This is a genomic window from Peribacillus sp. NPDC097295 (genome assembly GCF_044761665.1).
Classification (GTDB): domain Bacteria; phylum Bacillota; class Bacilli; order Bacillales; family DSM-1321; genus Peribacillus.
In genome coordinates this window covers 66,310-80,374 of record NZ_JBIWCW010000002.1, presented here as the reverse complement: position 1 = coordinate 80,374, position 14,065 = coordinate 66,310, and the positions used below count along the sequence as shown (strand labels likewise).

The following is a 14,065-nucleotide window of genomic DNA, read 5'->3' as shown; positions in this document are numbered from 1 at the left end:
TTCTGACAATGTAAACAGGATTTTTATTCTAATAAAATAAAAACGCTTACAAAAAATAACGGTTTCTTCATTAATCGCTTACCATTTTCCTTCCATTTATTATCTTCATGCCTATTTGGCACAAGATTTATGGTTACTCTACCTATATCCCCTTTCCCTCCCTCCACCGATTCCTTAGTTATTTCACTATAATAGACTTTTCTTTTTTTCTAAAAAAAAGAGAACCAATTTATAATGGATTCTCCTTTTTTTGGGTTTATGTCCTTACCTTTCCTACTATTGAAAACCTTCAAGGGTAGCAAAGGTTTCTCTAAGAAATTTATAAAATAACTTTTCCGTTGGCATTAATTCTCTTTCAGTAGGAATGATAACACCAACTGCCCGTGTTACGGAAGGTTCCTCTAAAGGCAATCTGACCGTGAAGCGAGGCAGGCTATCAATCAAAGAAATTTCAGGTATCAGCGTGACGCCAAGTCCGGCTGCCACCAATCCTTTAATAGCATCGGTGTCTTTCCCTTCGAAGGCAACTTCCGGCTCAAAGCCATTAAGCTTACATGCCTTCATGACCAGTTCCCGCAGAACATATCCCTTAGGGTAGACGATGAATGGGTTTCCCTGTAATTCATTTAACTTGATGGACTTCCTCTTCGCCAATGGATGATTTTCCGATAGAAGGGCAACGAGTTGTTCAATAAATAACGTTTCTCCATGAATTTTCTTTTCATTCGGTGGTAACGGCCCGATCAAGGCCATATTGATGTTTCCTTTTATTACAGAATCGATTAAGTAGCGATAGGAGCCCTGCTTTAATGTGAATTTAGCTTCCGGGTATACTTCCCTGAAGTCGGAAATAACCTTTGGCAATATATAGGAAGCCAGACTACTCGGAAAGCCGATCCGAATCGTTCCCTTTTCCGGATCCATGCTCTCAGCCATCTCCCGTTTCGCCCGTTCAATCATGTCGAATGCCTGTTGCATATGTATTAAAAACGTATTTCCTATAGGGGTCAGTTTAATTTTCCGTCCTTCACGGATAAATAACTGGACACCTAGTTCTTCTTCTAAGTTATATATTTGACGACTAACTGCAGATTGGGCTACATGCAACGCCACGGCCGCTTCTGTCATATGTTCTCGCTGTGCCACTTCAATGAAATATTCGATTTGTCTTAGTTCCAATGTTTGTTCCTTCTTTCATATCAAAACAGCATAAAATTTATCTAATATTCAGATTGTTTTCCTGGAATATAAATTATATCATGAAACTATCACATAAGAACCCATCGATAATCCTACTAATAATTCCTTACTAAATAACAAAAAAAGGGAGCTAAAGAAATGACAACTACCCAAGAAATCCAGCAAGATGAACTGCAGGTAGCCAGAGAATTCGTAAGCGAAGTATATGCAAAGGTAAAGGAGCGCAACCCTCACGAAAGTGAGTTCCAACAAGCTGTAAAAGAAATCTTTCTATCATTGGTTCCCGTATTTGCGAAGCACCCCGAATATATGAAAAATGGAATACTGGAAAGAATCGTAGAGCCAGAAAGAATGATCACCTTCCGTGTCCCTTGGGTTGATGACCTTGGCAATGTACATGTGAACCGTGGTTTTCGCGTGCAATTCAACAACGCAATCGGGCCCTATAAAGGCGGCCTTCGTTTCCATCCGACGGTCAATGCTAGCATCATCAAGTTTCTAGGATTCGAACAAATCTTTAAGAACTCTCTTACGGGACAACCGATCGGTGGGGGTAAAGGCGGAGCCGATTTCGATCCAAAAGGAAAATCAGACGCTGAAATCATGCGTTTCTGCCAAAGCTTCATGTCAGAACTCGGATTACATATCGGACCAGATACCGATGTACCCGCTGGGGACATTGGTGTGGGTGCCAGAGAAATCGGATATTTGTTCGGTCAATATAAAAAAATGCAGGGAAGCTATCATGCCGGTGTTTTAACTGGTAAAGGCATCAGTTATGGCGGAAGTCTAGCCCGTACGGAGGCAACCGGCTATGGCACGGTTTACTTTGTTGAAGAGATGCTAAAAGATAAAGGTTTACAATTCAGTGGCAGTACCGTTGTGGTATCGGGATCCGGTAATGTTTCCATCTATGCGATTGAAAAAGCGACACAATTAGGTGCCAGGGTAGTCGCTTGCAGTGATTCCAATGGATACATATACGATAGAAATGGTCTGAACCTAAATACTATCAAACGACTAAAAGAAGTAGAACGGAAACGTCTATGTGAGTATGTCGATGTTCATCCTGAAGCTGAGTACAATGAAGGCAGCTACGGCATTTGGTCTGTTCCGTGCGACATCGCCCTTCCTTGTGCGACACAGAATGAAATTGATGAAGATGCAGCAAAACTGCTAATCAAAAACAATGTAAAAGCAGTCGGAGAAGGTGCTAACATGCCTTCTACCCTTGAAGCGATTGAAGTATTCCTTAACCATGGGATTCTCTTTGGCCCGGCAAAGGCTGCCAATGCGGGTGGAGTGGCCGTTTCAGCTCTAGAAATGGCGCAAAACAGTGCCAGAATGCCTTGGACATTTGAAGAAGTCGATGAAAAATTACATGGCATCATGAAAAACATTTACAAAAATAGTGTGGAAGCGGCTGAAGCATATGGTATGCCAGGCAACTTAGTGGTCGGAGCCAATATCGCAGGGTTCCTTAAAGTTGCAGACGCCATGATGACTCAAGGGATACTTTAATACGTATTTAAAAGAAGGAGGCGATCCAGTTGGACCGCCTCCTCTTCATTGTAACATTTCACAAGAAAGGATAGCGCCGGAAAAAATACCGGCACTCTCCTTTCTTGCATACACTTTTATTCCTTAGTCACTAGCTTCAATGGAACAGAAATCGTACTATCCACTTTTTCGCCTTTAAGGACTTTTTCAGCCGCATTAACCGCTTCTTCACCGATAAGGACCGGTTGTTGGGCAACTGTTGCTTGTAAATCACCGTTTTTTACCGCTTTTAGAGCATCCTCGTTTCCATCGAAACCAACGACAATAACGTCTTTTCCGGCTGCCTTGATTGCCTCCACAGCCCCTAATGCCATTTCATCGTTATGAGCGAAAACCGCTTGGATGTCTTTTTTCCCTTGTAGGATATTTTCCATGACGTTCAGGCCTTTTGTACGGTCGAATTCAGCCGTTTGGCTTGTCAGGACATCTAATTGCTTATCTGCGATGTTATGGAAACCTTTCCCGCGTTCCCGAGTTGCAGATGCACCTGAAACTCCTTCTAATTCCACAACTTTTGCTTTTTCTCCAAGTTGTTTAACAAGATATTCAGCCGCTGTCTCTCCACCGGCTACATTATCTGAAGCAATGAATGTTTCAATGTCGCCTTCCTCGGAAGAACGGTCAATTGTTATGACGGGAATGCCCGCTTCATTAGCTGATTGGACAGCCGATGAAATCGCAGCCGAATCCGTAGGGTTGACTAGTAGTATATCGACATTTTGAAGAATCAAATCTTCAATTCCGCTAATTTGCTTGGCTGTATCGTCTTGTGCATCGACTACAGACACTTTCATGCCTTTTGCCTTTGCTTCTTTTTCAATCCCATCTTTTAATGCAACGAAGAAAGGATTATTTAACGTTGAAATGCTGACTCCAACCTTCACGTCTTTCATGGACTCTTTTACTTCTTTTTTATTATTGTTAAATCCCGATTCCATTGAACATGCTGCTAATACCACTAAAGACAGAACCATGAATAACGAAAGAACCTTTTTCATTTTGATACACCTCTACTTATGATTTTTTACGATCAAGTAAAACAGCAACCAATATAACTGCACCCTTTACGACTTGTTGGTAGAAAGAGGACACACCAAGTAAGTTCATTCCGTTGTTCAATGTACCGATAATCAAGACACCGACTAGCGTACCGAACATCCGGCCCTTTCCTCCTGAAAGGCTTGTCCCGCCTAATACAACGGCAGCAATTGCATCCATTTCGTAGGATTGACCAGCAGTCGGCTGTGCTGAATTCAAACGAGATGTTAGAATAGCACCCGCAAGCGCCGCCATTGTACCTGCAAGCCCATAAATGGCTACCTTGACCCGGTCCACTTTAATTCCGGATATAAGGGAAGCCTTCTCATTTCCACCGATTGCATACGTCTTACGTCCAAATGATGTTTTATGAAGCAAGAACCAGAGAATGATGAAAGCGATGACCATCACAACCGCTGGAACAGGAATTCCTAGGAAATATCCCCTTCCGAACAGTTGGAACATGTAAGAGTCACCAATACCCGTAATCGGCTTTCCATCTGTATACACAAGCGTTAATCCACGGAAAATGGTCATCGTTGCCAATGTGACAATGAAAGGAGCCATTTTTCCTTTCGAGATAAGAATCCCATTAATTACACCCATTATGGTACCTAATAAAACGCCTACTAATATGGCTAAAATAGGGTCCAATCCTGAAACCATCATGCCAGCCATAAGTGCACTGGATAGAGCTAGAATGGAGCCGACCGACAGATCAATTCCGCCAGTCAAAATAATGAAGGTCATCCCAAACGCAATCAATGCATTAATGGAGGTCTGACGCAATAGATTCAAGATGTTATTCGGTTCCATGAATGATGGGTTTAAAAAGGTTATTACGATAAATAAAAGAATCAAAGCAAGTAATGGACCAAATTTCTGCCAGATTCCAGTTTTCCCTGCAGCCTCAAGTTTCATCCTAGTTTCCTCCTGTTGCCAATGCCATAATTTTTTCTTGTGTTGCTTCATTCTTCATCAATTCCCCGGCAATTTTACCTTCGTGTACAACAAGAACTCTATCACTCATTCCCACAATTTCAGGAAGTTCTGACGAAACCATAATGATAGCGATGCCTCGTTCTGTTAATTCATTCATCAATTCATATATTTCACGTTTCGCTCCGACATCGATTCCCCTTGTCGGCTCATCCATGATCAACACTTTAGGAGAAGTTCCAATCCATTTGGCAATGACCACTTTTTGTTGATTTCCTCCAGACAGATTGCCAATGATGGATTCTGTAGAGGATGTCTTTACGTGAAGACGCTTGACCATCATCTCTGCAAATTTTTTCTCGTCGTCTGTTTTTACAACTCCCTTAGGGGCAAAGCTCTTTAGATTAGGAAGACCGATATTCTCGCGTATGGAAAAGTCTAAAATCAACCCTTCTTCTTTACGATTTTCCGTGATGAAGGCTAAACCATGACGAACTGCATCCGTTGGTTTCCGTATGGATACCTTTTTACCGTCTACTTCAATCTCACCACTACCTATTTGATCAACTCCGAAAATGCCCCGCATGATTTCTGTTCTTCCAGCTCCCATTAACCCGGCTACACCTACAATTTCACCTTGACGTACAGCAAAATGAACATTTTCAAAAAGTCCCTTTTTCGTGAGCGCTTTCACTTCAAGTACTACTTCACCAGGAGTTGCCTCACGTTCAGGAAAACGGTCTTCCAGCTCCCGACCGACCATTTTTTGGACCACTTCGTCAAAATTTGTATCTATGATTCTTTTCGTATCCACTGTTTTACCGTCACGCATGACTGTGATCCGGTCACAAATGGCAAAGATTTCTTCCATTCGATGAGAAATATAAACAAGTGATACCCCTTTTTTTATTAGGCCTTTCATCACTTCAAACAACTTCTCGATTTCCCGATCGGTCAGGGCGGCGGTTGGTTCATCCATGATGATGACCTCAGCGTCCGTCATCAATGCTTTAGCAATTTCAATCATCTGCTGCTCACCAACTGAGCAAAGACCGGCTTCCTTATCGAAAGGAAGCGAAATATTAAGCGTTTTGAAAATCTCGGTGGCTCTCGCTTTCATCTGTTTAGTCTTCAAGACACCGAAAGCATTGACCATTTCCTTACCGATGAATAGGTTTTCTAATACCGTCATTTCCGGCCAGATATTCAACTCTTGCCGGATAAAGGCCAATCCTGCTTTTTCCGCTTCCTTTGAGTCCTTGAAGGAAACCTCTTTACCATTGATCGTGATTGTTCCCTGGTCGTGTTTATGAAGTCCAGTCAAAATGTTCATCAAAGTCGATTTTCCCGCTCCGTTTTCTCCCATAAGTGCGTGGACTTCCCCCGCCTCTAAAGAAAAATGAACGCCCTCTAAAACCTTGTTCTGTCCAAATGCCTTATAGATATTACTCATTTCAATTTGCATACTTTTCACCTCATTTCGTTAAAAGAATACGCCAGACTGCAAAATGCAATTGGAATACGGCGTCGTTTCTCCGGTACGGATAACTGCCTTTGCTTTACGCGTCAATACTTTGAATTCCTCGTGGGAAATATAATCAATCGATTCTCCGAATTCTTGTTTCATGAAAAGATGCTGCTCTGGATTTTTTTCTATGATTTCATTAGCCGCAATCACCTTTTCAATAACCATATCGTCGTGAACAGCACGAACGACATCTTGAAAAGAAGGTGTTCCTGGTGTTAATGCTACATCTATTTTGAGCACTCCCGCAGGAACTGGAAGGCCTGCATCTCCAATGACGATATAATCTGTATGTCCAAGGTCGACTAGTACCTTGGCGATTGAACTATTGATGATTCCATGACGCTTCATGATTCAAAGCTCCCTTCGACTTCTTCTCTTGTCGGCATGCCGCCCTGTGCGCCAAACTTCGTCACCGAAATAGATGCTGCACGGTTAGCAAAGAGCAAACACTCTTCGAAACCTTTCCCTTCTGCAACGGCCACAGCAAATGCGGCATTAAATGTATCCCCTGCCCCTGTTGTATCAACTGCCTCGACCACGAAACTTGGAACGACTCTCTCTTGTTTCCCATCGAAATAGCGTACGCCGTCTTTCCCTTCCGTGATAAACAACTTATTAGGGTATTCGGCCAAAACTTCACTCCGATCCCTTCCATTGAAAAGGATTTCGAATTCATGCTCATTCGGTGTAATGAAAGCGGAACGTTGAATAACATGCTCGCTAATTTTACGCGCCGGCGCTGGGTTCAACAGTAACCTTTTCCCCAGCTTTTCACATAGTTCCGCAAGATATTCTACTGTTTCCTCCGGTATTTCCTGTTGGACCAGGACGATATCCGTTTCTTCTATGACTTTGACTGCCTTTTGAACATACTCTGGAGTGATAGAATCATTTGCCCCTTTAACGACGATGATACTATTATCTCCTTCTGCAAGCGTTATATGGGCCGTTCCCGAAACTTCACCTGGAACCGGTTCCACAAAATTGGTATAAACGCCGTTATTTTTTAAATTTTCGAGGATAATTTCTCCATAGAAATCATCTCCTACACAACCGATCATCGTTACTTCAGCACCCAAGCGGGCTGCTGCAACGGCTTGATTGGCTCCCTTTCCACCTGGCACTGTTACAAAGGAATCGCCCAGAACCGTTTCGCCAGCAATCGGGCGCTTCGTTGATGTTACTACTAAGTCCATGGATGAACTTCCCACTACTGCTATTTTAATCATGATGTTTCTACCTTCTTTCTTGTAGTTAATCTTTCAACAAAAGAAACTGGAAGTTGTAGATGTGTCTCTTCAATCTCTTCCTGATTGATCTTTTTAATCAATAACTCCGCTGCCTGCTGTCCCATCTCATAAGCTGGCTGTCGAATGGTCGATAATGGTGGATGCAATAAAGCCGTGAACGCGATATCATCGTAGCCGATCAATTGGATATCATCCGGGATCCGTTTTTCCCTTTTCAAGATTTCCTGCAGGACCGCTGCCGCAACAATATCATTACAAGCAATGACCCCATCCGTATTCGGGAACCGTTCTAATAACTCTTTCGCACAAATTTGGCCCCCTTGAATCGTAAGCGTCGAATCCATAACATGTATATTCACCTTCGCCCGCTTCAATTCTTCCAACGCTGCTACATACCGGTCATACACTGGTTTAATATCGACAGGTCCTCTAATTAAAACGATGTCCTTACTCCCTCGATCGATCAGTACACGGGCTGCCAGTTGACCGCCTGCCCTTTGGTCGGAATAGACCGCTGTTAGGTTCCCCACTGTACGGTCAAGTAAAACGACCGGAATTTGGAGGTTGCTGAAATTTTCATTTGCCGCCTCACTGGTAGAAGCGATCATTCCTACCACATTATTTTGCAAAAATGTATCTATATACTCTATTTCCTTATCTCTCTTCTCATCGCTATTGCCAAAGATTAACCGATATCCGTATTGTTGGAGATAATCTTCTACTCCCCTGGCCATTTCTGGAAAAAAGGGGTTCGTGATGTCAGGTAAAATAAGGCCGATCAGTTTGGATTTACGTTTATAAAGAGATCTTGCCACTTCATTCGGTTTATAATTCAATTTTTCTACGGCTGACATGACCGCTTTTTTTGTATCTTCATGTGCGTATCCACTGTCATTTATCACCCTAGAAACCGTTGCTACGGAAAAGCCTGACTCCTTCGCAACATCCCGAATAGTTGCCATACCTTTCACCTCAATGTGTTATCTGTAACCGTTTCCATAACAGCTTAACACCATTTTATATGTACGGCAAGCCCCAATATCTTAGTATTTATTGGTTATCTTGCACCAATAAGCATAACACAATGCATTATTTCAGAATAATTTTGATGAACATTGATTGGTTTGGTTATATATCTGAAGAAACCAGTATATTTTGCCTCACCCGTTGCAGGTAACTTTTCGTCTCGTAAAGTTTTCCAAAATCCGTTGCATGCCGCAAAAATCAATTTATCGATTTCATGACCACTATGGGAGAATCGCTTCATTTTGCAATTTGGATTCGTTTCTTAAGGATTACTTAAGCTTTTCCTTATAATCTTTACCGTGTTAAACAATTTTTAAAAAAGGGGGATTCCTATGAATGATTTGAAAGGCAGGCGTGAGCTCAAACATGCTATCACGAAAGCAGATTGCTATCTCTTAAGAAACAACCTACAAAACTTCATGAAGCTCGATCCTCATGGAGAGAATGGCAAATATGTCATTCGGAGTGCCTATTTCGATAACTTTGAAAATAAGATCATGCGCCAAAAAACGGAGGGTTTTTATCATCGAGATAAATTCAGAGCCAGGCTATACGACTATAATACTGATTTCATTAATCTGGAAAAGAAGAGTAAAAGGGATAATATAACGTATAAACAGAAATGTAGGCTTTCGGCCAAAGAATATGAACGGATTCGTTTTGGCGATATCTTTTGGATGGCTGAAGACCCTAGGGATTTAATTCGGGAATTATACATCCAAATGACGCTTTTTCAAATTAAGCCGACCACCGTCGTGGATTATGAAAGAGAAGTCTTCATCTACGAACCTGGTAACGTTCGGGTGACATTTGATAGCCATGTCAAAACGAGTTATCGCGATACCGATTTTCTTAACCCTGATTTGATGGTTGTAGATGCACTAGAGCCTGATTACGTGATTCTGGAAGTGAAATATGACGAATTTTTGCCTGATGTCATCAAACATTTGCTTTCCATTATCAATACTAGAAAAACGGCTTTTTCGAAATATCAACTAAGCCGAAGATACGGCTGATTCAACGAACTATATAATTTGGAGGAATAGCATATGGATACGAACACAAACACGACCAATTTTAATGATATTTTCAAATCTAGTTTTTTGGACAAAACAGAAAGCTTTTCCATTATTGACTCTCTCATAGGGTTACTATTAGCCTTTGCTATCGGTTTGTTCATATATGTCATATATAAAAAGACCTTTTCAGGCGTCATGTACTCACATAATTTCAACATCTCTCTAATCGTCATGACAATGGCTACCGCTTTGATCATCATGGGAATTTCAACTAACATCGTCATCTCGCTGGGTATGGTCGGTGCCCTTTCCATCGTACGTTTCAGAACCCCGATTAAAGATCCAATGGACTTGGTTTTTCTATTTTGGGCAGCCGCTTCAGGGATATTATGTGGAGCCGGACTTATTCCACTCGTCATTATAGGTGCCATCTTAATTGGTATTGTCATGCTTGTGTTTGCAAATCGCCTGACAGTAGAAAACCCTTATTTACTAATTGTAAGATACTCGAATGCTTCCATTGAGAAGCAGTTGGAAGCATTAGTTTCTGGTAAGGTGAAAAAACATTCTATTAAATCGAAATCCATCATGCCTGACAATAACAATGAAGTCACATATGAAATTCGGTTGAAAGATAACGATACGGAGTTCATTAATCAAGTCAAGGATATGGACAGTGTTCATTCTGCAATCATGTTAAGTTATGACGGCAACTTCACTGCCTAAGATAGAAGGAGCCCATTATGTTAAAAACAAGATACGTTGTTGCGTCGATTGGTTTATTGATAGTCATTTTCGTAGCCGTGATGTTTTTCCTTCCTAATTTTCAAATCGACAAGGCCACTAAAGGAAATACGTATATAGAATCAGTATTTGACCAAAGTAAAGTGACAAACGTTGAAATTACAGTGGCTGATGAAGACCTAGCTTCCATCCTGGAAAATCCCTCTCAAAAGGAAATCGTGAATGCCGATGTGACAATTGATGGAGAAACCGTTAAGAATGTAGGGTTTCGGACCAAAGGGAACCTATCCTTAAATTCTGTCGTTCAAATGGAAGATTCCGATCGATATAGCTGGAAGATTGACTTTGATCATTATCAGGAAGATCAGGACCTACATGGCCTGAAAAAATTAGCATTGAATAACAACTACAGTGATCCCACCTATATGAGGGAGTACCTTTCCTATACACTCATGGAAAAGATGGGAATCGCAACTCCCGGTCATTCCTATATGTACGTGACAATTAACGGTAAAGAATGGGGCTTGTATTTAGGTGTCGAGGCCATTGAAGAAACATTTTTAGACACTAACTTCTCTGACGGCACCGGCGACCTTTATTATCCTGATGGCACGGGAAGTGATTTAAAGTGGATCAGTGATGATATCGATGACTATACAGGAATCAACTTGAAAACAAACGATAATTCTGATCAATCTGCCATGATCAAAATGCTCGATGTCATCAATCACGGCGGGGATCTGGAAGAAGTTTTGAATGTAGATGAAATGTTGCGCTACTTTGCGGCCAATACAGCCCTTGTCAACCTTGATCACTATCAAGGCATGTTGAAGCATAATTACTACTTATATGAAGAGAACGGAATCTTCTCCATCCTGCCATGGGACTATAATATGTCATTCGGGGGATTTTCTGGCGGCGGTGGTGGCGGTCCAAATGGAAATAAGGAGACCGAAAAAGGACAAGATGCTGAGAATAGTGATGCCAAACCGAAGCTTCCTGATGCGGCACCGAATATAAACGGTGGTGCTCCGGTGGGGGACATGAGTGCTAATTTCATGGGTGAAAGCACCATTAATTTCAGTATTACAGATCCTGTAATGGGAACGACACTTGAAGATCGACCTTTATTGAATGCCCTGCTTTCTAATGAAGAGTACCGTGAAAAGTATTATCAATATCTAAACGACATTGCCACGGACTATTTCTCTGAAGAAAATATGACAGCGATGACGGAAGAAATAACTTCATTAATCACACCATATGTTGAAAAGGATCCGACTAAATTCTATACGATGGACGAATATATAGAAGCAACGTCCGGAGAGGAAACATTGGTTGATTTTTCTACTCAACGCGCCGATTCTATCTTGGCTCAACTTTCTGGAGATTTAGTTGTGGAAGCTGAGACCCAAAACGGTATGGGTGGACCTCCTAACATGGGCGGTGATGAAAACGGTGCGGCCATGCAGCCCCCTAACATGGGCGATGGCGAAAACGGCGCGGCCATGCAGCCTCCTAACATGGGCGATGGCGAAAACGGCGCGGCCATGCAGCCTCCTAACATGGGCGATGGCGAAAACGGCGCGGCCATGCAGCCCCCTAACATGGGCGATGGCGAAAACGGTGCAGCCATGGAGCCTCCCGGTATGAAAGGAAAGATGGATGCACAAGGAGGGGGTACCAGCAACTACTCCAAAGAAACCATCATTTTATCATCCGTACTCGTTTTATTGCTATTTGGTGCAATAACGTTTGCCCATTATTTTAAACGAAGGGGGAGAAATGGATAACCCTTTAAAATTCCATTACAAAAGGTATCCTTAATTTGGGATACCTTTTTCAATTGTTATATCCCTTAAACTACAGACAACGTATTATTCCTTCAAATAATCTAAGGATAATTTGATCTTACCTTTCCTGAAGCCAATAAAGCTCGTCTCCTGCGATAGAATAAATAACTCTTTACCTTATTTTTAAAAGGGAACCGAATATTATATCCATTTAGATTACAAGGTAGTAAAATAGTAGAAAATATGTATTTATTTTGCTTTAATCAAATACACTTGTTTACTACTTTTACATAAAGGGTAAAGATTTCCATTATTACTTTTCCGATCGTTCTATTTTGGTCTTGTCAAAACGTTTCGGTGTCAGGGGGGAAAGAATGAAAAGAAATCATACGATGATGCAGTTTTTCGAGTGGCATTTAGAATCAGATGGTAAACATTGGGAAAGGTTGAAGTATGCAGCCCTTAAGCTGAAAGATACAGGAATTGACTGTATTTGGCTTCCACCCGTTACAAAAGGCCAGTCCCAAGAGGATAATGGGTATGGAATTTATGACGGTTATGATTTGGGAGAGTTCGATCAAAAAGGGACCGTCCGTACGAAATACGGTACAAAGGATGAGTTACATCAAGCGATTGCTGCCTGTCATAACTATGGATTATGCGTGTATATCGATTTAGTCATGAATCATAAGGCGGGAGCTGATGGAACTGAGAAATTCGAAGTCATTGAAGTCAATCCGGAGAATAGGATGGAAGACATATCCGAACCATTCGAAATAGAGGGATGGACAATATTCGATTTTCCTGATCGTAATAACCAGTACTCCTCGTTTAAGTGGAACCATACTCATTTTAATGGAACAGATTATGATGCTCAACATGACAAAATGGGCATTTATCGGATAACAGGAGAAAATAAACATTGGAGTAAGCATGTTATTAATGAATTTGGTAACTATGATTACTTGATGTTTGCAAACATTGATTATAGTCTCCCAGAAGTACGTCAGGAAATGATTGCCTGGGGGAAATGGATGGTAGACACGTTGAAATGTGATGGCTTCCGTTTAGACGCTGTCAAACATATAGATTATGAGTTCATCAATGAATTTCTGCAAGAACTCATCCCTTACACAAAAGAACATTTCTTCATGGTCGGTGAATTTTGGAAAGCTGACGTAAATGCCTGTCAAACTTTTTTAAACCAAACGAATCATGACCTCAACCTTTTCGATGTTTCCTTACACTATAAATTCCATGAAGCCTCAAAAGCAGGATCTGACTTCGATCTCTCAACCATCTTTGATGATACCCTCGTTACAACTAATCCGGCACAGGCCGTCACTTTTGTCGATAACCATGACTCTCAGCCCCATGAATCTCTTGAATCCTGGGTTAAGGATTGGTTTAAACCATCAGCATATGCCTTGATTTTGCTTAGACTTTCTGGTTATCCTTGTGTCTTTTATGGAGATTATTATGGTATCGGCGGTCCTTCCCCGGTTCCTGGTAAAAAGGATATTATCGACCGTCTCTTACATGCACGGTACGAAAAAGCCTATGGCGAGCAAAAAGACTATTTCGACGATCCCCATACAATCGGCTGGGTTCGCCTAGGTGTAGATGAGCTTGAGGGGTCAGGTTGTGCCATCGTCGTCTCCAACAGTGAACAAAATAGTGAAAAAAGGATGTTCGTTGGCGAGCATCGCGCCGGTGAAATCTGGACCGACCTGACCTTCCATAGAGATAATCACATTACGATAGAAGATGATGGATATGCAACTTTTCCCGTTCATGGAAAAAGCGTATCCGTCTGGGCACTCAATGAGTAAGGACCATAAATAGCAAAAGCAAAAACAGTGTGGATTCCTTATCCTCCTGTTTTTGCTTTTTTTCGACTTGGGCGTAAAAATTTCCTCACCCCATTCATAACTCATGGCAATCGTTTTTCCAACTCTTGCAATCATG

12 protein-coding genes are annotated in these 14,065 nt (G+C 41.6%); 5 read left to right on the top strand and 7 right to left on the bottom strand.

Annotated elements, in window-relative coordinates:
• Positions 1 to 276: 276 nt before the first annotated feature.
• On the bottom strand, positions 277 to 1,179 hold the full coding sequence (gene gltC / locus ACIQXN_RS03645; protein ID WP_402961903.1) for a glutamate biosynthesis transcriptional regulator GltC: 903 nt from the start codon (positions 1,177 to 1,179) through the stop codon (positions 277 to 279).
• Positions 1,180 to 1,338: 159 nt separating this feature from the next.
• Between gltC and gdhA the strand changes: the two genes are divergently transcribed.
• Positions 1,339 to 2,721, top strand: a complete 1,383-nt coding sequence (gdhA, locus tag ACIQXN_RS03640; RefSeq protein WP_402961901.1) for an NADP-specific glutamate dehydrogenase — start codon at positions 1,339 to 1,341, stop codon at positions 2,719 to 2,721.
• Between the two features lie 116 nt (positions 2,722 to 2,837).
• Here gdhA and rbsB read toward each other — a convergent pair whose 3' ends face one another.
• Genes rbsB through ACIQXN_RS03610 form a run of 6 tightly spaced genes read right to left on the bottom strand, consistent with a single transcriptional unit; the run spans position 2,838 to position 8,477 of the window.
• Positions 2,838 to 3,758, bottom strand: a complete 921-nt coding sequence (rbsB, locus tag ACIQXN_RS03635) for a ribose ABC transporter substrate-binding protein RbsB (protein ID WP_402961898.1) — start codon at positions 3,756 to 3,758, stop codon at positions 2,838 to 2,840.
• Between the two features lie 16 nt (positions 3,759 to 3,774).
• Complete coding sequence (locus ACIQXN_RS03630; protein ID WP_402961896.1) at positions 3,775 to 4,719, bottom strand: ABC transporter permease; 945 nt, start codon at positions 4,717 to 4,719, stop codon at positions 3,775 to 3,777.
• A 1-nt stretch (position 4,720) separates the two neighbouring features.
• Positions 4,721 to 6,202 (bottom strand): sugar ABC transporter ATP-binding protein, encoded by a 1,482-nt coding sequence (locus ACIQXN_RS03625; protein ID WP_402961894.1) that lies wholly within the window; start codon positions 6,200 to 6,202, stop codon positions 4,721 to 4,723.
• A gap of 18 nt (positions 6,203 to 6,220) precedes the next feature.
• The gene (gene rbsD / locus ACIQXN_RS03620; protein ID WP_402961891.1) at positions 6,221 to 6,613 is read right to left on the bottom strand and encodes a D-ribose pyranase; all 393 of its coding nucleotides are present in this window, start codon (positions 6,611 to 6,613) and stop codon (positions 6,221 to 6,223) included.
• Positions 6,610 to 7,494, bottom strand: coding sequence for a ribokinase (rbsK, locus tag ACIQXN_RS03615; RefSeq protein ID WP_402961889.1), 885 nt, complete (start codon positions 7,492 to 7,494; stop codon positions 6,610 to 6,612). The genes rbsD and rbsK overlap by 4 nt, the downstream gene beginning before the upstream one ends.
• The gene (locus ACIQXN_RS03610; RefSeq protein ID WP_402961886.1) at positions 7,491 to 8,477 is read right to left on the bottom strand and encodes a LacI family DNA-binding transcriptional regulator; all 987 of its coding nucleotides are present in this window, start codon (positions 8,475 to 8,477) and stop codon (positions 7,491 to 7,493) included. Before ACIQXN_RS03610 ends, rbsK begins: the two co-directional genes overlap by 4 nt.
• A 396-nt stretch (positions 8,478 to 8,873) precedes the next feature.
• Between ACIQXN_RS03610 and ACIQXN_RS03605 the strand changes: the two genes are divergently transcribed.
• The 4 genes from ACIQXN_RS03605 (at position 8,874) to ACIQXN_RS03590 (ending at position 13,929) form a co-directional block, all read left to right on the top strand.
• Complete coding sequence (locus ACIQXN_RS03605) at positions 8,874 to 9,557, top strand: polyphosphate polymerase domain-containing protein (protein WP_402961884.1); 684 nt, start codon at positions 8,874 to 8,876, stop codon at positions 9,555 to 9,557.
• A gap of 33 nt (positions 9,558 to 9,590) precedes the next feature.
• Positions 9,591 to 10,286, top strand: a complete 696-nt coding sequence (locus tag ACIQXN_RS03600; protein ID WP_402961881.1) for a DUF4956 domain-containing protein — start codon at positions 9,591 to 9,593, stop codon at positions 10,284 to 10,286.
• 17 nt (positions 10,287 to 10,303) lie between these two features.
• Positions 10,304 to 12,097, top strand: coding sequence for a CotH kinase family protein (locus tag ACIQXN_RS03595; protein WP_402961879.1), 1,794 nt, complete (start codon positions 10,304 to 10,306; stop codon positions 12,095 to 12,097).
• 374 nt (positions 12,098 to 12,471) lie between these two features.
• Positions 12,472 to 13,929, top strand: a complete 1,458-nt coding sequence (locus ACIQXN_RS03590; protein ID WP_402961876.1) for an alpha-amylase — start codon at positions 12,472 to 12,474, stop codon at positions 13,927 to 13,929.
• Positions 13,930 to 14,065 lie beyond the last annotated feature (136 nt).